Raw genomic sequence first — 19,500 nt, forward strand, 5'->3', positions numbered from 1 at the left:
GCCATACCGCCCATATTTTGGGCGTAGGGTTGGAAAAGTGGGATCTATTTCCCCGTCAGCCGATAGAAGATTCCGGCGGGCAGGAACCGACCCCATTTGAAAAACCACGAAAACGGACGCGGGAACGACGCGTGTAGGGCGCCGCCACGCATGATCCGCATGACATGATCCGCCGCATCCTCGGGCGTCATGATCTGGGGCATGTCGAAATCATTCTTATCGGTCAGGCGGGTCTTGATAAAGCCGGGGCTGGCGACCTGAACCTTGACCCCACTGCCGCGCAAATCGGCGTAGATGGATTCCCCAAGGGCGATCAGGCCCGATTTCGACGCGCTGTATCCGATTGATCCCGGCAGGCCGCGATATCCGGCTAAGGATCCGATCAATACGATATGCCCGCTGTCCCGTTTGGCGAATGCGGGCACCACGCGACCCAGAACATTCACTGCCCCGCGCAGGTTCACGTCGAACATCAGTGCGACCTTGTCGGCGTCCCAATCCTGGGCGCGCATGGGGTCGTAGACGCCAGCGCAATAGATGATGCCGTCGATGTCCGCCGCGTCGGGCGCGTTTGCGGCAATGCTATCCATGTCGGTGGCATCCAGCGAGGCGATTTCGGCACCTGTCAGCTCATCCGCCAAATCCCGCAGCCGGTCCTCGGATCGGGCGGACAGGATAACGCGCGCGCCGGCCTTGGTCAGGGCGCGCGCCAATTCGCGGCCCAAGCCCTCGCTTGCGCCGACGATCCAATAGGTTTTGCCGTTAAACATGCTGGTTCGCCACCGGACGCATAGTTGCGATTAGCTCGCCCACCTTGATTCCGAACTTGCGCATCTCGGACCGGTTCATGACCGTGCCGTTTTCCATCAGGTACATCCAGTCGGTCACATCCAGAACATGCCCGCCCGCGTCCTCTTCCAGCCGGAGGCGATAGCGCATGCAAGCGGTTGCGCCATCCATGCGCCCCGTGGCCTGACCGATGATGTCATCGGCGGTGGCGGTGAACGTGCCATCGTTGTTAAAGGTCAGGTTCCATTTGCGCCGCTGTTTCGCACCTGAGGCAAAGGAAAATTCCTCGTCCAAAGTGCCCGCGCGCCCATCAAATGTACCAAGCATGTCCGCCACAAAACGCCCCGCGACCTTGCCCGTTGGGCCATAGATGACGCCCTCGGAAATAATCGGCCCAGACAGGTGCGTGCGAATGTCGATCGCAGGTTCGCCAACCTCCATTGCAGAGGCCGATTTGCGCGCAAACCCCGTCCCCCGCAGCCACAGCGCGACCGCCAACAGGGCAACACAGATACCAACAAGGAACATCATGAAATCAACACCTTTTTAGGGAGCTTTAGCAGAACGCCAAGAGCTCCGATTTTCACGAGACAAGGTAGAACGGCATAGGCAAAAGTCAGGGGTAAAACATTGCTTTTTTCGCCTGTTTTTAAGGGTTCATAGCCAAAAAGGTCCAGCGCAGGCAGAACCGCGACAGCCGCAACTGCAAGGGCGAGTTTCGACACGAAGGACCACAGGCCAAACGCCGCCCCGCGGGGATGATCGTTTTGCGCCAGACGGGCGGCAAACAGGGCGGGCAGGATCACCATATCCGCGCCCAATGTCGCCCCCGACCCGATGCAGATGATCGAGAACTGCACGACATCCCCCGCGCCCAAGGTTGCGGCCCAGATGAACACCGCCATCGACGCAATCATCGCCCCCGCCAGAACCCGCCGCGCGCCATACCGTGTGGCCAATGTGGACCAGAGGGGGGCCGACATTCCGGCGGCGAGGAAAAAGGCGACCAAAAACACCGCCGCCAGATCGGGCAGGATCAGAACATCCTCGACAAAGAACAGGAACAGGGTCGAACTGATTGCGACGGGGGTGGCGTTGATCAGGCCTAGGATCAACAGACCCCGAATGCCTGGACGTTTCAGCAGGGACAGTTGCAGTTGATCCTTGGGCTGTGCCGCGCGGCGTGGGGTGGTCCAAAACCCGCGGGTCAGGGTGCCGATGGCCAAAATCAACGCGGCCAGAACCCAACCAAAGCTGCGGTATCCGCCGTCCGTCCCGTCGAACCCCGACAGGATTTGTGGCAGGATCGCCGCCAAGATAATCCCGCCCAGCATCCCCGCTTCGCGCAATCCGGCAAGGCGCATGTGCTGTCCTGTGCGGGCTTGGGCCACGTCAACGCAGGTCGCGTAAAACAGGATGTAGAGCAGGCTATAGGCGCTGAACACCAGGACCAGACCGGCCATCAGCCACGCGGTCGCGCCCACTGGCGTCAGGGTGAATACCGACAGAAACCCGACCACCAAACCGATCAGCCCGATCCACGCAAGGCGGGTGCGCGATACCATCGCGCTATCGGACAGACGGCCCAGAAACGGGTCCTGCACCAGATCGACCACTCGGATGGAAATCAGAATTGCCCCAACGGTCCCGAGGCTGAGACCCAGATCGCCGACCGCGAAACGGGGCAAGTGGATGTACAATGGCACCCCCGCCGCCGCCAAGATCACCGCGATCAACGGGACCTGAAACGGGGTCATTGGCCGCCACGCAATTGGCGGGTCAGGTTGGGCATGCGCGACTTTTCCGACAGCCAGATGCCGAGGAGACGCTCACGAATGCCATCATGGCGCAGGTCACAGACCTGAGTTCCGTTCAGCCAGAACCCGATCCGGTCCCGACCTTGGGCCAGTGCGACATAGCGATCCCCGTCCTGCACATCGCGAAAACAAGAGGTCAGCTTGGTGGCGATGTCGCTGTGGTCTTCGCGGGCGCCCTCCAGCCGGCGCATCTCCTTGATCGTTGTCGAAATCAACCGTTCGCCATCGATGTCCTGATCGTAATCGAGGCGCAGGGCAAAGGGTTGCGACCAGTCAAACGGCGATCCGGACGGGGTGAAAAGACTGGCCTGATAAAGGGAAATCCCCAGCCACCGCACCCGCGCCTGACCGATGGGCGCGGGGTTGTTGAGGCGGCTTTCCACCTCGGGCACGCCGGTCGCGAATGCGGGCGCGCCAGTTAGCGTGGCAAGGGCCATCGCCCCCGCCATCAGCCAATTATTTATGGGCCAATTCCACTTGTACAACATTGGTTTGTCCCGTTTCAAAAGAGGCGGCGCAGATGCCAAGATAAAAGCGCCAGTTGCGCAAGAACCCTTCGCTGTAGCCAAGGGATTTGATCCGGTCGCTTTGTGCGTTCAGGGACGTCGTCCATTCCCGCAGCGTGCGCGCGTAATCCGTGCCAAAGCCGAAGTTGTTCACGACCTGCAGGCCCGCGCGGTTGGCCTGATCCGCAATCGCCTGGTCAGACAGCAACATCCCACCCGGGAACGTATATTGGCGGATATAGTCCGAGCCCTTGCGGTACGTATCGAAATAGGCGTCGGGCACCGTAATCGCCTGAACCACCGCGCGGCCCGTGTCAGATAGGCGGCGTTTGATCGTCGAAAAATAGGTGGGCCAATAGCTCTCTCCGACGGCCTCAATCATCTCGATCGACACGATATTGTCGAATACGCCATCGCAGTTGCGATAGTCCTGCAGGCGGATTTCGGCGCGCCCGTCGAGACGCGCGTCGGCGTATCCCTTTTGGCTGGGCGAAATGGTCAGGCCGGTCACATGGCGCCCCTGATCGGCGGCGCGTTCGGCAAACCCGCCCCAGCCGCAACCGATTTCCAGAACACGTTCGCCCGTCGATAGACGGTCCAGAATGCGGTCGTATTTGTTCAACTGTGCGCGGTGCAGGTCGTCATCGTCCCCTTGATACAGGGCCGAGGAATAGGTCATCGAGGGGTCGAGCCAGAGTTGGTAGAACTCATTCCCGACATCGTAATGGGCGCGGATATTGCGGGACGCGCCGCGCTTGGAATTGGCGCGTAGGATGCGGTCGACCATGCGGAACTTCAGGCTATTCCAGAAGGTCGCATAGGCATAACCGTTGAAATGATCGAGGTTCTGCAACGCCACCTGTACCAGCGTCTCGATACACGGCGTGTCCCACAGACCCTCAACATAGGTTTCGCCAAGGCCAATATCGCCGCGCGCGGCAAGGGACGTCACAACCGCCCAGTCATAGATCGACATTTCGGCGGCCGGTTCGCCGGACCCGAAATCATGCACATCCCCCTCGGGCGTGATCAGGCGCAGGGACCCGTTCGGCATCCCCTCACAGCACTCCAGAAAATCGCGGCGGACCCTGTGGGAAAATGAAAACATTATGTGACCTCCTCGGATGGGGGCGTTGGGCGCGTCGTGTAGTGCGCGCCTTTGAATTTAAGCTTGAGGGCTTGGAAATAGATTAGCGCAACTGTGCGCATTGCACCAAATGGCCGCCGGATCAGCGCGCCAAGGATGCTGCGATTGCTTAGGGGACGTCGCGTGCCGGTCAGGGTCGCCAGAACGCCGTCAGGCCCGTTTTTGTGGTTGATGCGGATCGCCACGCTGTCGGGTGTGATCTTGAAATTGAACGTATAGGTGCCCGCGATTTTCTGAAACGGGGAGACATGGAACACCTTGTGCGCGTCCACCTGATCGGCGGGGGTGATCGGCGCGAAATCCGGCTTGTGACACACGTAACTGTGCCGGTCGCCAAAGGTGTTGTTTACCTCGGCGATCACCGCAATCAGGTCGCCATCGCGCTGGGCGATCCAGAAACTGACGGGGTTGAAGATATACCCGACAAAGCTGGGCTGGGTCAGAAGGCGCAGGTCATAATCGCCGCTCAAACCGTGCTGGGCAAACACCTGCCGCGCCCATGGGGCACCGACGCCGTGATCGCGTTTGCCGCCATGGTTGCGGTCATGAACGGCGGTCAGGTTAAAGCGGTTGCGCGAAAACAGGGCGGGGCCGGTCCGGGTCTCGGGGTCGATCAGGACATAATCGACGCCATAGGTGAAAACGTTGCCGATCCCACCGTGGCGGACGTGGGTTGTGCTGCCCGCGATATGTTCGGGGGCGGCGCTCATACCAATTCGCGGTCCAACTGGCGAACCACGCGCACTGCGCTGGCAAACCCGTCCTCATGGAACCCGTGGCGGGTATATGCACCGGCGAACCACGTGTTGTTTTGACCTTGGATCGCCTTCAGGCCCTCTTGGGCGCGGATGGCGGCGCGGTCAAACACCGGATGTGAAAAGGTTTTGGTGTCGTAGATCAACCGTTCGTCAATCGGGGTGTTTGCGTTCAGCGTCACGAACAACGGATCGCCCTCGGGGATGTTTTGCAGACGGTTCATCCAATAGGACACGCCGATGCCGGCATTGGGTTTGTCATGATCGGCCTTATACACCCAGCTGGACCAACAGGCGCGGCGCTTGGGCATTTGGCGGGGATCGGCGTGCAGGATCATCTCATTCGGCTGATAACGGATCGCGCCCAGATGTGCCTGTTCGTCCTTGGTCGGGTGTTCCAGAAGGCGCAGGGCCTGATCGGAATGACAGGCAAAGATCACGTGATCATAGGCCTCGGTCTGGCCTTCGGTGTGGACCATAATCCCCGCGTCATGGCGGCGCACGGTTTGCACAGGTGTGCCGGTCCGCAGCGTCGCGCCCACAGCGGTCAGATGCGCGCACAGACGCGTCACGTAGGAAATACTGCCCCCCGACACGGTCCACCATTGGTGTTGACCTGAGGCACTGAGCAGCGCGTGGTTGCGGAAAAATTGGACCAGCGATTTCGCCGGAAAGGCCGCGATTTCCTCGGCCGGTGTGGACCAGATCGCCCCACTGATCGGCAAGAGGTAATAGTCGCGGAACCAGTCGCCAAGGTTCAGGTCGGCCATCAACTCGCCAATCGTGACGCTGTCGTCTTTGGCGACCTCTTCGGCGCGGGCGTTGAACCGCAGCACATCGCGGATCATCCGATAGAAACCGGGGCGGGTCAGGTTCTGACGCTGGGCAAACAGGGCGCCCAGATCTTTCAGCCCATATTCGATCGACCCGTCGTTGATCGTTGCGCCAAAGCTCATGCAGGACTTTTCGACCGGCACGTCCAGATCGCGGAACATCCGCGTCAGGTGCGGGTAGTTGGCGTAGTTGAAAACGATAAAGCCCGTATCGACCGGCTGATCCCCGTTTTTGCCTGCCATCACGGTGCGCGCGTGCCCGCCCATGCGATCCTCGGCCTCGTAAACCGTGACGGTGTGATGGGGGGACAACAGATAGGCCGCCGCCAATCCCGAGATACCCCCGCCGACGATTGCGATCTTCATTGGGCGGTGTGATAGGACGTCTAGGGACATGGTCGCTCCGGTGTTCTTTATTATGCTTACGACCAAAATTCCCGATTGGATCAAAAAAAGTGATCCAACTGTTCTCAGGGCCCGTATCCGTTGTATGTTGACCGACAAACATACCACGGGGCACCGTGCCGACCATGTCCAGAACGGGCATTTGGCACATGCATTCGTGTCGGGGACAGCATCGGGGAAGTCATTGACCGCGAACGAAAAATCAGCGGCCTTATCGCCACAAACCGAATGGTTGATGGCGGTGCGCGATCAAAGGGATCGACAGGCGTTTGCACGTCTATTCGATTTCTTCGCGCCGCGTCTGAAATCCATGATCATGCGATCAGGGATCAACGCCGCACAGGCCGAGGACATCGTTCAGGACGTGATGTTGACCGCGTGGCGCAAGGCAGATCAGTTCGATCCCTCGCGTGCGCAGGCCTCGGGGTGGATATACCAGATCGCGCGCAACCGTCAAATCGACATCTTGCGCAAGGAACGGCGACCCATCCCTGAAGAGCTGTCGGTCCCCGATCAGGAAAATGAGGATGCGTCGCAATCCTTGGCGTTCGAGCAAGAGGCGCAACAGGTGCGCAAGGCCCTGAACGGGCTTAATGCCGAGCAACGTCAGGTGGTGGAAAAGGCCTATTTCGGAGAGCTGAGCCATTCCGAAATCCAGCAGGAAACTGGCCTGCCCATCGGGACCATTAAATCGAGAATTCGCCTTGGCCTGGAGCGCCTTCGGCACGAACTGAAAGAACTGCGATAGTCATGTCTGAAATTCGCCATCATATTTCGGATAACCTGCTGACCGCCTATGCGGGCGGGTCGTTGGGGCATCCGTTCGCCTTGGTTGTGGCGGCCCATGTGTCGATGTGTGACGAATGTCGCGCGCGGCTTGAGGCGCACAATGCGGTCGGTGGGGCCCTGTTGGATGATCTGAACGAAATCAAGGTGTCCGACGGGTTGCGTGACGCCGTTCTGGCCGGTCTGGACGATGATTTCGACGCCGCCCCCGCGCCTGTGCGGGCGTCCGGCGTGTATCCCGCGCCGGTGGCTGAAATGCTGCCGATGGGGCGTCCGAAATGGAAATCCCTTGGCCTTGGGACGCGTCAGTCGATCCTTTATGACGGACCCGAGGGCAGTGCGCGGTTGCTTTATATCCCTGCGGGGCAGGCCGTGCCGGATCACGGACATAATGGTCTGGAATTGACCCTCGTTTTGCAGGGCAGTTTCCATGACGAAACCGGCGGGTTCGGGGTGGGCGATGTGGAAATCGCCTATGACGATCTGGACCATTGCCCGACTGCAGGGACCGAGGCCGATTGCATCTGTCTGGCCGCGACCGACGCGCCACTGCGGTTCCACAGCTTTGTTCCGCGTCTTTTGCAGCCGCTATTCCGCATCTGACCGGGGTCTGATCCACGCAAAATGACCATGAAAACAGGGGCATTCGTGCCCCTTTTTTATTGTCTGGCAAACGGGCCGTCGCGCGATCATGCCGCAGGGGCGAAAGTTTTCACGCCATCCATCGCCGTATTGGAACAGTTTCCCACCTTGGGCGGTGAAACCTGCACGGCCTCCTTATTTTGTTCTGCATATAGCGGCATAGGGGGTACAGCATCTATTTTCTGCATAGGCAAACAGAGTCGGTGCAATGAAGCATTTTCCTATTTTTATGGCCGTTCAAGGCAAACGGATCGTGGTCGCAGGTGGTGGTGAAGCCGCCGTTGCGAAACTGCGACTGCTGCTCAAGACCGAAGCCGTGATCGAGGTTTACGCCGGTGACGCCGACGATCTGATCCGCACTTGGGCGGGTGAGGGGCGCTTGCGTCTGGTGCCGCGCGATGCGGTGGCGGACGATCTGCGCGACGCCGTTCTGGTCTATGCCGCCTATGAGGACGCTGTGCGCGACGCCGATCTGGCCGCCGCGGGTGCGTCCGTGGGCGCGTTGGTGAACATCGTCGACAATCTGGACGACAGCGCCTTTATCACGCCCGCCATTGTGGACCGCGATCCCGTGACCATCGCCATCGGCACAGAAGGTGCGGCGCCCGTTCTAGCCCGCGCGATTAAGGCCGACCTTGAGGAGCGCCTGCCGACCGCCCTTGGCACGTTGGCGCGCGTTGGCAAATTGTTCCGCCCGCTGGCCGAACGTCTGCGCCCCGGTCGTGCGCGTCGCGATTTCTGGAGCGATTATTATTTCGAAAAAGGTCCCGAGGTTCTGGCGCGCCACGGCGTTGACGCACTGGACGGGGCACTGGCCGATCTGGTGTTTGATCATATGGCGCGCGAAGGCCGCACCGGTCACGTCCATCTGGTCGGTGCAGGTCCGGGCGATCCCGATCTGCTGACGCTGAAGGCGCGCAAGACCCTGCATGAGGCCGATGTTGTCATCCACGACCAACTGGTCTCGCCCGAGGTTCTGGAACTGGCCCGTCGTGAGGCGATCATCATCGAGACCGGCAAAAAGGGCTTTGGCCCCTCGTTCAAACAGGAAGACATCAACGCCCTGATGGTCGAGCACGCCAAGACCGGCGCGCAGGTTGTGCGCCTCAAGGCCGGTGATCCGGGTGTGTTCGGGCGTCTGGACGAAGAGCTGGACGCGCTGAACGACGCGGATATCTCGTGGTCGATCGTGCCGGGCATTACTGCCGCGACCGCCGCCGTTGCCCAGATCGGTCAGTCCTTTACCAAACGCGGCCGCAATTCGGCGGTGCGCCTGATGACCGGCCATGACGTCAACGGGTTCGCCGAACAGGATTGGCGCAGCCTTGCCGCACCGGGTGAGGTCGCCGCGATTTACATGGGCAAGCGCAGCGCGCGGTTTTTTCAGGGCCGGTTGCTGATGCATGGGGCTGCGCCCCTGACGCCCGTGACGATTGTCGAAAAGGCCTCGCGCACCGATGGCCAGACGATTGAAACCACGCTGGCCGAACTGCCCAGTGCCGTGGACGGCATCGAGGGCGCAGCGGTCATTCTCTACGGTCTTGCCCCGCGTGAGGCCGCCAAAGTTGCACAAAACCTAAACACAAAGGAGCAGGCGAAATGAGCCGCCGTTTCACACCCAAAGTCGTGACTGCCAACCACCTGCTCGAAGGGGACGCTGTTTGGCTGACCGCCGACAACGCATGGACCCGCACCATGTCCGAGGCCCAGTTTCTGGATGACGAGGATCTGGCGAACGAACGTCTGGCCTATGCGTTGACTCAAGAGGCCGACATCGTGGGTCCGTATCTGGCCGATGCCCAACTGGGCGAAAACGGCCCCGAGCCCACCCATTTCCGCGAAACATTCCGCACCCGTGGCCCGTCGAACTACGCCCACGGCAAGCAGGTTGAGGTAGCCTAATGTATAATTACAACGAATTCGACAAAGCCTTTCTGGACGAGCGCGTTGAACAGTTCAGCGCACAGGTTGCCCGCCGTATCGACGGCTCGCTGACCGAGGATGAATTCCGTCCGCTGCGCCTGATGAACGGTCTGTACCTGCAACTGCACGCCTATATGCTGCGGGTTGCTATTCCCTATGGCTCGCTCGATGCCGCCAAAATGCGCCAACTGGCCTATATCGCCGAGCGGTTCGACAAGGGCTATGGCCACTTCACCACGCGTCAGAACATCCAGTACAACTGGCCGAAATTGCCGGATGTGCCCGCGATCCTGCGCGCGCTGGCCGATGTGGGCATGCACGCCATCCAGACCTCGGGCAACACGATCCGTAACGTGACCTCGGACCACTTTGCCGGTGCTGCCGCCGACGAACTGTTGGACCCGCGCCCGTTTGCCGAACTGATCCGTCAGTGGTCGACCGACCACCCCGAATTCCAGTTCCTGCCGCGCAAGTTCAAGGTCGCAATCACCGGCTCGCCCAATGACCGCGCTGTGGTCAAGGCGCATGACATTGGTCTGCGCATGGTCGAAAAGGACGGCGAAGTCGGCTTTGAGGTCATCGTCGGTGGCGGTCTGGGCCGTACCCCGATTGTGGGCAAGGTCATCCGTGACTTCCTGCCCCAAGAGGACCTGTTGCCCTATCTTGAATCCGTGGTCAGCGTTTATAACCTGCTGGGCCGTCGCGATAACAAGTACAAGGCCCGCATCAAGATCACCGTGATGGAAAACGGTCTGGACACCTATCGCGAACTGGTCGAGCAGGAATTCATCGGTCGCCGCGCACTGTTCAACGGTGTGGATCAGGCGTTGCTGGACGAAATCCACGCGCGCTTCCGTCGTCCCGATCTGGCCCAAGGTCGTTCGGTCGAGGCCTTTGATCAGGCCTATGGCGCGGACCCCGTGTTCCGGTCGTGGGCGGATACGAACCTTGCCGAACACAAGCAGGGCGATCATGCGATCGTCACCGTGTCGATCAAGGCGCATGGAGAAACCCCCGGTGACGCAAGCGCCGAGCAAATGCGCGTTCTCGCCGATCTGGCCGAGGAATTCGGCTATGACGAACTGCGCATCAGCCATGAGCAGAACGTGATCCTGCCCCATATCCACAAGGGCGATTTGCCTGCCGTTCATGCGCGTCTGGCCGCCGTCGGTCTGGCGACCGCGAACGTGGGCCTGATCAGCGACATCATCGCCTGCCCGGGTATGGATTACTGTGCGCTGGCCACCGCGCGCTCGATCCCGATTGCCCAACAGATCGCCGAACGGTTCGACGAACTGAAGCTGGAGCATGAGGTTGGCCCGCTGAAGCTGAAAATCTCGGGCTGCATCAACGCCTGTGGTCACCACCATGTGGGCCATATCGGCATTCTGGGTCTGGATCGCGCAGGGGTCGAAAACTACCAGATCACCCTTGGGGGTGACGGCACCGAAACCGCCGCTATTGGCGAACGCACCGGTCCGGGCTTCCCTGCCGATGAAATCGTCGGCGCGGTTGAGCGTCTGGTAAAGGCCTATTTGGAACACCGCAGCTCGGTCGAGGAAACCTTCCTCGAAACCTATCGCCGTCTGGGTATGGCCCCCTTCAAAGAGGCGCTGTACGGAGAGGTCAAGGAACGTCATGCAGCCTAACACACTCCACACCGGTTCAGTGGCCGAGCGTATCGGCTTTCTGAACGACCGCTATCGCCATCATGCGGCACAGGCGGTTTTGGAACATGCGCTTACCGATAGTGACGTGGGTAGCATCGCCATGGTGTCGTCCTTTGGGGCGGAATCCGTGGTTCTGCTGCACATGCTGTCGGTGATTGACCGCAACATTCCGGTGCTGTTCATCGACACGCAGATGCTGTTTGAGGAAACGCTGACCTATCAGACCGAGGTCTCGCAAAAGCTCGGCCTGACGGATGTGCGCGTGATCCGCGCGGCACCCGCCGCCGTGGCCGCGCATGACCCCGACGGGTTGCTGCACAAGTCGGACACCGATGCATGCTGTAACATCCGCAAGGTTGTGCCTCTGGAAAACGCGCTGTCGAAATTCGATGCGTGGATCACCGGACGCAAACGGTTCCAAGGCTCGACCCGCGCGGCGCTGGACTTTTTCGAGAACGAAGAAGACCGCCGGATCAAGATCAACCCCTTGGCCCATTGGACGCCGCAAGACGTTCAAGACTATATCATCAACAACCGCCTGCCGCGTCACCCGCTGGTCGCTCAGGGCTATCCGTCCATCGGATGTGCCCCCTGCACCTCGCGCGTGGCCCCGGGCGAAGATCCCCGCGCTGGTCGTTGGCGTGACCAGGACAAAGAGGAATGCGGCATCCACTTCGTGAACGGCAAGATCGTTCGCGGACCCTTGCCCACAGTAGAGGATGAACCAGAGATGAACACCATTGTCACCGATGCGGGCTTTGCTGCGGACGAATGGACGCATGGTTTTGTGACGCCCGATACCCTAGGCGGTGGTGGTGCGGCGGCTGTGGCTGTCGATCTGGCATCCGATGCAGACCCTGCCGTTTTGGCCGGTCGTCTGGACGGCATCGACCTGATCCGCGTGGATTTCCCGTCCTTTGCGGATGGTCGCGGGTTCACTCTGGCCCGTCGTCTGCGCCTGATGGGGTTCAACGGCCGTCTGCGGGCCAAGGGCCACGTGATCGCCGATCAATATGCGATGGCGCGCCGCTCGGGGTTTGACGAGGTGGAAATCTCGCCCGAACTGGCCAAACGCCAACCCCAAGACCAATGGCTGGCCCGTGCCAACTGGCAAAGCCATGACTATCTGAACCGTTTGCGCGGCACCGCCTAAGCAGACCGCGAAAAGGATACGAACGATATGACGAGCACTACTGCTGCTGAAACGACCGCGCCCTCGACGCCCGTATTGCCCGACGCCCAGACGGTGACGGCTGTGACGCATTGGACGGACCGGCTGTTTTCCTTCCGAGTGACGCGGCCTGCGTCGTTGCGGTTCCGGTCGGGGGAATTTGTGATGATCGGCCTGATGGGCGACAACGGCAAACCCTTGCTGCGTGCCTATTCGATCGCCAGCCCGTCTTGGGATGACGAGTTGGAGTTCTACTCGATCAAGGTGCAGGACGGCCCTCTGACCAGCAAACTGCAACACATCAAGGTCGGCGATCAGANTTCCACCGGCACGGGGATTGCGCCCTTCGCCAGCCTGATCCGCGATCCGCAGACCTACACGGATTACGAGCAGATCATCCTGACCCACACCTGCCGTGAGGTGGGCGAGCTGACCTATGGCCGTGAGTTGGTCGAGCAGGTCAAGAATGACGAACTGATGGCCGAACTGGTCGGGGCCGAGAACCTGTCCAAGCTGGTCTATTACCCGACCACCACGCGCGAGACCTCGCCGAAAATGGGCCGCATCACCGACCTGATGACCAATGGCACCGTGTTCAAGGATCTGGGGATCGAAGGCATGTCGCCCGAAACCGACCGCGGCATGGTCTGCGGGTCGCTGGCCTTCAACAAGGACATCATGGCGATCATGGAGAGCTTTGGCCTGCGCGAAGGCGCAAACTCCGAACCCCGCGAATACGTCGTCGAAAAAGCCTTCGTCGGAGAAGGCGTCTAAAGACCTTTGGTTGCGGCAATCCGTTGCCGCAACCATTGATGCATCGGCGATCTGTGCGTGCGCGCGGTCCAATGCATGTAGATGTCAAACGGGGCCGGAAACGGACAGGGGCGCGTGACGATCTGCGGGCCGAACCGTTTGGCAATCCGCGACGGGATCGTGGAAATCAGATCGGTTCCTTCAATCAGTTCGGGCAGAATCGCGGGGCTAGGCAGTTCCAGCGCCATACGTAATTTCAGACCCGCGTGATCCATTTCCTGCAAGAACCACGATTTCCACGTGCGCCCGTAGGTGACCACCGCATGGGGGGCATCCAGAAATTGTTCGATGCTCAGATCATCCTTGGCCAGCGGATTATGCGGGTCCATCACACAGACATATTCCTCCCGAAACAGGCGTTCTCGGTAAAATCCGGTCGCCTCGATCTTGAACGGTCCGACCAGCGTGTCGGCCTCGCCCGACGATAGCAATTCGCGCCCCTGACTGGTTGATGACACGATCCGCAGACTGATGTCCGGCGCGGCGCGGCGCAGATCCCGCACCAGATGCGGCACGATCGTCGCCCGTTCGAAATAGTTGCAGGCAAGGCGCACGGTGGCCTTTGCGCTGGCCGGATCAAAGGCGTCGGGGTTGGCCAGCTCCAGAAAGGTTTCGATCAGGGGCTGGGTGTCCTCAACGATCTTGTCACAGCGTACCGTGGGCGCAACGCCGCCCGCCTGCCGTATGAACAGAGGGTCCTGAAACACCGCCCGCAGGCGTTCAATCGTATAGCTGATCGTGGATTGATTGGTTCCCAAATGTTCAGCAGCCCGCGAGAAAGAGCGTTGCTCATGCACGACCCGAAGGACGCGCAGGGCGGCAAAATCGATGTTCAGGGGCGAGGTCTGTGGCATGTGTTAGATATATCAGAAATTTCGATAATAACTATCTACTTCATCAGATTGGCAGATTTAAAATGCAACGATAGGGTGACTGCTCAGGCATGTTGAGGGAGGAAACATGACCAGTCTTGCTGGGGCCGATCAGGCACCGTTGGATCGTGATATCACCATTCAACAGTTGACCCATGATCCGTATTCGATCTATCGCCGCTTGCGGCAAGAGGCACCGGTTTTGCGTGTGGAATCCGTTGGGCGGACCCTGCTGACCAAGGCCAAGGATACGAAATACGTCAAGGATAACCCCGAGTTATTCAGTTCCGACGACCCGAACACACCGATGAAGCGGGCCTTTCGCGCACATACCTTGATGCGTAAGGACGGTGAAGAGCACGCGCGCGAACGTGGCGCGATGGCCCCGTCGTTCGGTGCGCGCAACATCAAGAACTGCTGGCAGCCGATTTACACCAAGGTTGCCGAAGAATACGTCGCGCGCCTGCCCAAGGGTGAGGTGGTCGATCTGTTCCCCGCGCTTGCCGGTCCGTTTGCGGCGCGGTGCCTGACGCATTTGTTGGGCATCCCCGAGGCAAGCGATGATGACATGCAACGCTGGTCCCAGATCCTGATCGACGGGGCGGGCAATTTCGGGTGGAGCGACGCCCTGTTTGCCGAATGCGATCAGGCCAATGACGAGATGGACGCGCTGTTCACCGCCGCGATGGATCGCCACAAGGCTGAGCCGAACCAGAGCGCGTTGTCGGTGATGCTGAATGCCGAGAACCCGATCCCCCTTAGCCAGATTTTCGCGAATATCAAAATCGCGATTGGCGGTGGCATCAACGAGCCGCGTGATGCGCTGCTGACGATTTTGTACGGTTTGCTGCAGAACCCTGACCAATTGGCCGCCGTCAAAGAGGGCGGTCTGTGGGGGCAGGCGTTTGAGGAAGGCGTGCGCTGGGTTGCACCGATTCAGGTTAGTTCGCGCCTTGTGACGGCGGACACGGAAATCGGCGGCTATCACATCCCCAAGGGCGATACGGTGATGACCATTCAGGCCTCGGCGAACCACGACGAGGATCTCTATGACGCACCCGAACTGTTCAACATTGATCGCCCGAAGCAGCCCCATCAGGCGTTCGGGAACGGTCCCCATTTCTGTCAGGGGACCCACATCGCGCGACGCATGACGGCGGACATCATGCTGCCGCTCTTATTTGAACGTTTTCCGAATATGTCCTTGCCAGACCCCAGTGCAGTTTCGTTCTATGGGTTCGGGTTTAGAGGGCCGCGTAATCTGCCTGTTCTGTTGAACTAGGCGTGCCTTGATCCAAAAATTTGCGGGTTGGGAGGCCCGCACCAACGGGAGGAAACTATGAAACGACGTAACTTTATCGGCGCACTTGCGGGTGCTGCTTGTGCAACGGCTTTGACGGTCGGTTCGGCATGGTCCGCGGACGTGACCCTGCGCCTGCACCAGTTCTTGCCGCCGATGGCGACCGTGCCCAAGCACATCCTGAAACCTTGGGCCGAGCAGGTTGAAGAAACCTCGGGCGGTGCGATCGCGATTCAGCATTTTGATGCCATGGCTCTTGGCGGCAAACCGCCGGAACTGATGGACCAAGCCATCGACGGCGTGGCCGACATCACCATGACCGTTGTCGGTTATACCCCCGGTCGTTATCCGCGCACCGAGGTGTTTGAACTGCCGTTCATGATGACCAACCCCGTTGCGACGTCCAAGGCGTTCATGGAAATGGTCGAGAACGATTTCCAAGAAAGCGAATACGGCAACGTCAAGGTTCTGGGCGCGTGGGTACATGGTCCGGGTCTGATCCACACCAAGGATGGGGTGGCCAAGCTTGAGGACCTGCAGGGCAAAAAGCTGCGCGGTCCGACCCGCGTAATCAACGACATGCTGAACGAAATGGGCGCAACGCCTGTTGGTATGCCGCTGCCCGCGATCCCCGAGGCCCTGTCCAAAGGCGTGATCGATGGCACCGTGATACCGTGGGAAGTGACCCCCGCCGTGCGTCTGTCGGAACTGGTGGGCCATCATACCGAATTCGCGGGTGATGAGGCGCTCTATACCGCGACGATCATCATGGTCATGAACAAAGACCGTTATGAAGGCCTGTCGGACGAGGCACGCGCCGCCATCGACGCGCATTCGGGTCAGGCCCTGTCGGAATTCGCGGCTCAGGTCATGTGGGACTATGACGCCCCGGGCCGGGCGATTGCCGAAAAGGCGGGCAACCAGATCACAGTTCTGGACGAGACCGAAGTCGCCCGTTGGAAAGAAGCGGCCGAGCCGGTTTATGCGCGCTGGATCGCGGATATGGACAGCAAAGGTATCGACGGTCAGGCCCTGATCGACGAGGCGCGCGCGCTGATCAAAAAGCACGGCGGCTAAGCCAATACGCCGAAAGAAAGAGGCCGGTCCCAGAGATGGGGCCGGCCTTTTCGTTTGGGCAGATGGAAAAACCGGCCCGCGAACGGGCCGGTTTCGCATTGTGTCAGTAGGTTTTTACGCCGCGCTCACCGTCGAACAGGACCTCAACCGCCTCGGGGCGGTGACGGATCACGGCGCGCTGGTTGATAGAGCCTTTGTCGGTCGCCTCACCCTTATCAAGGCTCGGCACCTCACGCAGGACAACCAATCGGCGCACGCGGTTCGAACTACCGGTGGCCTTGGCGTTGAACGCGTCCAGAACGGATTGATAGGCCGCCAGATCCGGTTCAGCATCGGGATTGGCGGGAAAGACCATCGCGCCCAGTTCATCGCGGTTTTCACCGACGATCACCGCATCGCGGATCAACCCGTCAAAGTGATCGACCATCGAGGCGCGAAGGGCACCCACGGCGACCCAAGTGCCGGTCGAGAGTTTGAAGTTCTCGGCGATCCGCCCGTCGAACAGGAACCCCTTGGTCAGGTCGTTCATGTCCACGGGGCGCAGGGCGTCCCCAAGGCAATAGAAGCCTTCGTCGTCAAAGGCCTCGGCGGTTTTGGCGGGATCGTTCAGATAGCCACGGGTGACCGACGGGCTTTTGATCCGCGCCTCAAGCTTGTCCTCGTTCGGGACCAGTTTCAGCGTGACACCCTTGACCGGTACACCGACGTTGCCTGGCTTCTCCTGCTGGGTCGTGCCGATCATCGCCAGCGGGCCGGTTTCCGTCGCGCCAAGCGCGGTGGTCAACAGAACCTCATGGCCGGTGGTTTCGCGCGACAGGGTCAACAGGTCTTCCCATGTGTGCTGGGCCATGCCTGCGCCCGCGTACATCATCATGTCTAGGTTGCTGAAGAAGTTGTTGCGCAGTTGATCGTCCTCGCGCATCGCCTGCACCAGCATTTCATAGCCGACCGGCACGTTGAAATACCACGACGGCGCAATTTCACGCAGGTTGGCGATGGTTTTCCCGATCAGTTTCGGGGTCGGCTTGCCCTCATCGATATAGAAGGTGCCGCCGTTGGTGATGACGATGTTGAACGCCTTGTTGCCGCTGGCCGTGTGCGACCACGGGGCCCAATCGACCAGAACCGGCGGTTTGAACGCCAGAAAGCGGAAGCAATCCGCCGCCAGCGCCATGTTCGACGTCAGCATGGATTGCGTGTTGATCACCGCCTTGGGGCTGCCGGTCGAACCCGAGGTGAACAGGTATTTCGCCACCGTGTCACCGCTGAGATCGGCAAAGGCTGCATCGGCCGCCGTCAGGTCGATGTCGGCGTGGGTCAGGTCGGACAGCAGATGCATGCCCTCGGCCGGATTTTTCGACACGATCACGTGGGTGTCGGGACCGGCCACGGCGGCAATCGCGGGACCATAGGCCGCGCCGTCACTGGCATAGATCGCACCGGCGTTCAGCTGACCCGCCACATCGCGCAGCTTGTCATGCGTGTCGGACAGCAGGGCATAGGCCGTCGAGACCGCCGCGCCGGGGATGCCGACATATTGGCAGGCCATCGCGACGACGCCATGGTCAATGCTGTTTTCCGACAGAATCAACACAGGGCGATCCGCGGTCAGACCCATTTTCAGAAACGCCGCGCCCAGCTTGCGCAGCATCGGCAGCGCGTCACCATAGGTTAGGCGATCCCACGTACCCGCCTCATTCCGCTGGGCCAGCCAATCGTGGTCCGGGGTCTTTTGTGCCCACCGGACCAAACTGTCCGGAATCGTCCGGCCAAAGTAAATTTCCGGATCGGTGTGGCGCATGATGATGCTACCGTCATCCCGATATTCAACTTCAAATTCTGGGGTCCAAAACTTGTCGCTCACCTGTTCCTCTCCTCCCAAGATCAGGGCCAAGATCAGTACTGTCTCCCTCAGCCTGATATGTTATGAATAGTAACAATGTGCAGATATAGCAATCGTGAAGTGCAATCGTCGGAGGGGATATGACGCAAAATCTAACCTTGGGGGTGCCGCCCCTGACGCATGTGTGTGATTTATTTGTGGAATTGGACCCGATCCGCGAAATGGGGCGGGGCAATGCGGGCGTGCGCCGGATCATTCCGATCGTCGGCGGTCGGGTCGTTGGGCCGCGTCTGAACGGTCGGATTCTGAACGTTGGGGCCGATTGGCAGACGATTTGGGACCATGGCGTGGCCGAGTTAGACACGCGTTACGCGATGGAAATGGACGACGGGGCGGTGATCGAGATTCGCAACTATGGCCTGCGCCATGGACCGGCCGAAGTGATCGCCAAACTGGCCGCGGGCGAAGAGGTCGCGCCGGACCAATATTACATGCGCACGCACGCGCGCCTGGAAACCGGCGATCCGCGCTATGACTGGGTGAACCGGACGCTGTTCGTGGGGACGGGCGCGCGTTTGGCTTCTGCGGTTCAGGTGTCACTGTTTGCGATCGGATAGGGGCGGGGTGAAAAAAACCGTCGCCCCCGCGCGTCGGTAGGGGTAACAGGTGTCAAAACCTGTGTTGTGGCGAGATCCAGATGACCAAGAAAATCTATATCCTGAACGGGCCGAACCTGAACCTGCTGGGCAAGCGCCAGCCCGAGATCTATGGCCATGACACGCTGGCCGATGTCGAGGCGTCCTGCCGCAAGGTGGCCGATGAATTCGGTCTGGACTGTGTACTGCTGCAATCCAACCACGAGGGCGCAATCATCGACTGGATCCATGCCGCGCGTGAGGACGGGGCGGGCATCGTCATCAATCCGGGCGCGTTCACGCATACCTCGGTCGCCATTTTGGATGCGCTGAACACGTTTGAGGGGCCGGTTCTGGAGGTGCATATTTCCAACGTGCACAAGCGCGAAAGCTTTCGCCACCACTCCTATGTCTCCCTGCGCGCCGAGGGCGTCATCGCGGGCTTTGGCGTTGAGGGCTATGCGCTTGCCATGCGCCGCATGGGCAGCTTGCTCGGCTAAGTGGGTATCTGCTCAG

The 19,500-nt window shown here is 60.2% G+C and carries 20 protein-coding genes and 1 pseudogene; 12 read left to right on the plus strand and 9 right to left on the minus strand.

The genetic code is table 11. From position 1 onward, the window contains the following. Window positions 1-44 precede the first annotated feature (44 nt). Genes R1W00_RS16675 through R1W00_RS16705 form a run of 7 tightly spaced genes read right to left on the minus strand, consistent with a single transcriptional unit; the run spans window position 45 to window position 6,243 of the window. Complete coding sequence (locus R1W00_RS16675; RefSeq protein ID WP_317263904.1) at window positions 45-770, minus strand: SDR family NAD(P)-dependent oxidoreductase; 726 nt, start codon at window positions 768-770, stop codon at window positions 45-47. Beyond that, window positions 763-1,320 (minus strand): DUF3833 domain-containing protein, encoded by a 558-nt coding sequence (locus R1W00_RS16680; protein WP_317263905.1) that lies wholly within the window; start codon window positions 1,318-1,320, stop codon window positions 763-765. Before R1W00_RS16680 ends, R1W00_RS16675 begins: the two co-directional genes overlap by 8 nt. Continuing rightward, window positions 1,317-2,546, minus strand: coding sequence for an MFS transporter (locus R1W00_RS16685; RefSeq protein WP_317263906.1), 1,230 nt, complete (start codon window positions 2,544-2,546; stop codon window positions 1,317-1,319). The genes R1W00_RS16680 and R1W00_RS16685 overlap by 4 nt, the downstream gene beginning before the upstream one ends. Continuing rightward, window positions 2,543-3,094 carry a hypothetical protein gene (locus tag R1W00_RS16690; RefSeq protein ID WP_317263907.1) on the minus strand — a complete coding sequence of 184 codons (552 nt, stop codon included), beginning with the start codon at window positions 3,092-3,094 and terminating at the stop codon, window positions 2,543-2,545. Before R1W00_RS16690 ends, R1W00_RS16685 begins: the two co-directional genes overlap by 4 nt. Beyond that, window positions 3,063-4,220, minus strand: a complete 1,158-nt coding sequence (locus R1W00_RS16695) for a cyclopropane-fatty-acyl-phospholipid synthase family protein (protein ID WP_317263908.1) — start codon at window positions 4,218-4,220, stop codon at window positions 3,063-3,065. The genes R1W00_RS16690 and R1W00_RS16695 overlap by 32 nt, the downstream gene beginning before the upstream one ends. Next, window positions 4,220-4,969: a DUF1365 domain-containing protein gene (locus tag R1W00_RS16700; RefSeq protein WP_317263909.1), complete on the minus strand. Its 750-nt coding sequence runs from the start codon at window positions 4,967-4,969 to the stop codon at window positions 4,220-4,222. Before R1W00_RS16700 ends, R1W00_RS16695 begins: the two co-directional genes overlap by 1 nt. Continuing rightward, on the minus strand, window positions 4,966-6,243 hold the full coding sequence (locus R1W00_RS16705) for an NAD(P)/FAD-dependent oxidoreductase (protein WP_410901571.1): 1,278 nt from the start codon (window positions 6,241-6,243) through the stop codon (window positions 4,966-4,968). The genes R1W00_RS16700 and R1W00_RS16705 overlap by 4 nt, the downstream gene beginning before the upstream one ends. A 244-nt stretch (window positions 6,244-6,487) precedes the next feature. Between R1W00_RS16705 and R1W00_RS16710 the strand changes: the two genes are divergently transcribed. The 8 genes and pseudogenes from R1W00_RS16710 to R1W00_RS16745 all read left to right on the plus strand — a co-directional run bounded on the left by R1W00_RS16710 (window position 6,488) and on the right by R1W00_RS16745 (window position 13,218). Continuing rightward, complete coding sequence (locus R1W00_RS16710) at window positions 6,488-7,000, plus strand: sigma-70 family RNA polymerase sigma factor (protein ID WP_317263937.1); 513 nt, start codon at window positions 6,488-6,490, stop codon at window positions 6,998-7,000. A 2-nt stretch (window positions 7,001-7,002) separates the two neighbouring features. Then, a complete protein-coding gene (locus R1W00_RS16715) occupies window positions 7,003-7,641 on the plus strand; it encodes a ChrR family anti-sigma-E factor (RefSeq protein ID WP_317263911.1) in 639 nt (212 codons plus the stop codon). Window positions 7,642-7,888: 247 nt separating this feature from the next. Further along, on the plus strand, window positions 7,889-9,283 hold the full coding sequence (gene cysG, locus R1W00_RS16720) for a siroheme synthase CysG (RefSeq protein WP_317263912.1): 1,395 nt from the start codon (window positions 7,889-7,891) through the stop codon (window positions 9,281-9,283). Then, window positions 9,280-9,582: a DUF2849 domain-containing protein gene (locus tag R1W00_RS16725; RefSeq protein ID WP_317263913.1), complete on the plus strand. Its 303-nt coding sequence runs from the start codon at window positions 9,280-9,282 to the stop codon at window positions 9,580-9,582. Before cysG ends, R1W00_RS16725 begins: the two co-directional genes overlap by 4 nt. Continuing rightward, window positions 9,582-11,252 carry a nitrite/sulfite reductase gene (locus R1W00_RS16730; protein ID WP_317263914.1) on the plus strand — a complete coding sequence of 557 codons (1,671 nt, stop codon included), beginning with the start codon at window positions 9,582-9,584 and terminating at the stop codon, window positions 11,250-11,252. The genes R1W00_RS16725 and R1W00_RS16730 overlap by 1 nt, the downstream gene beginning before the upstream one ends. After that, window positions 11,242-11,979 (plus strand): annotated as a pseudogene (locus tag R1W00_RS16735) (phosphoadenylyl-sulfate reductase); the annotation flags it as partial. The gene R1W00_RS16730 and the pseudogene R1W00_RS16735, both read left to right, overlap by 11 nt. 24 nt (window positions 11,980-12,003) lie before the next feature. Then, window positions 12,004-12,426, plus strand: a complete 423-nt coding sequence (locus tag R1W00_RS16740) for a DUF934 domain-containing protein (protein ID WP_317263938.1) — start codon at window positions 12,004-12,006, stop codon at window positions 12,424-12,426. Between the two features lie 27 nt (window positions 12,427-12,453). Next, window positions 12,454-13,218, plus strand: a complete 765-nt coding sequence (locus R1W00_RS16745; protein WP_317263915.1) for a ferredoxin--NADP reductase — start codon at window positions 12,454-12,456, stop codon at window positions 13,216-13,218. Here R1W00_RS16745 and R1W00_RS16750 read toward each other — a convergent pair. Further along, complete coding sequence (locus R1W00_RS16750; RefSeq protein WP_317263916.1) at window positions 13,215-14,111, minus strand: LysR family transcriptional regulator; 897 nt, start codon at window positions 14,109-14,111, stop codon at window positions 13,215-13,217. The genes R1W00_RS16745 and R1W00_RS16750 overlap by 4 nt on opposite strands. Before the next feature lie 106 nt (window positions 14,112-14,217). Here R1W00_RS16750 and R1W00_RS16755 point away from each other — a divergent pair, with 106 nt between their 5' ends. Together R1W00_RS16755 and R1W00_RS16760 are read left to right on the plus strand one after the other, a co-directional pair. Further along, window positions 14,218-15,411 carry a cytochrome P450 gene (locus R1W00_RS16755; RefSeq protein WP_317263917.1) on the plus strand — a complete coding sequence of 398 codons (1,194 nt, stop codon included), beginning with the start codon at window positions 14,218-14,220 and terminating at the stop codon, window positions 15,409-15,411. A 57-nt stretch (window positions 15,412-15,468) separates the two neighbouring features. Next, window positions 15,469-16,506, plus strand: coding sequence for a TRAP transporter substrate-binding protein (locus tag R1W00_RS16760; RefSeq protein ID WP_317263918.1), 1,038 nt, complete (start codon window positions 15,469-15,471; stop codon window positions 16,504-16,506). A gap of 103 nt (window positions 16,507-16,609) precedes the next feature. On the opposite strand, the gene R1W00_RS16765 is transcribed toward R1W00_RS16760, so the two are convergent. After that, the gene (locus tag R1W00_RS16765; RefSeq protein ID WP_317263919.1) at window positions 16,610-18,370 is read right to left on the minus strand and encodes a feruloyl-CoA synthase; all 1,761 of its coding nucleotides are present in this window, start codon (window positions 18,368-18,370) and stop codon (window positions 16,610-16,612) included. A 119-nt stretch (window positions 18,371-18,489) separates the two neighbouring features. Between R1W00_RS16765 and R1W00_RS16770 the strand changes: the two genes are divergently transcribed. Both R1W00_RS16770 and aroQ read left to right on the plus strand, forming a co-directional pair. Next, window positions 18,490-18,966, plus strand: coding sequence for a DUF3237 domain-containing protein (locus R1W00_RS16770; protein ID WP_317263920.1), 477 nt, complete (start codon window positions 18,490-18,492; stop codon window positions 18,964-18,966). 80 nt (window positions 18,967-19,046) lie between these two features. Beyond that, complete coding sequence (gene aroQ / locus R1W00_RS16775; RefSeq protein WP_317263921.1) at window positions 19,047-19,484, plus strand: type II 3-dehydroquinate dehydratase; 438 nt, start codon at window positions 19,047-19,049, stop codon at window positions 19,482-19,484. The last annotated feature ends 16 nt before the right edge of the window (window positions 19,485-19,500 follow it).

Source organism: Rhodovulum sp. FJ3 (assembly GCF_032918305.1).
Lineage (GTDB): Bacteria > Pseudomonadota > Alphaproteobacteria > Rhodobacterales > Rhodobacteraceae > SAT37.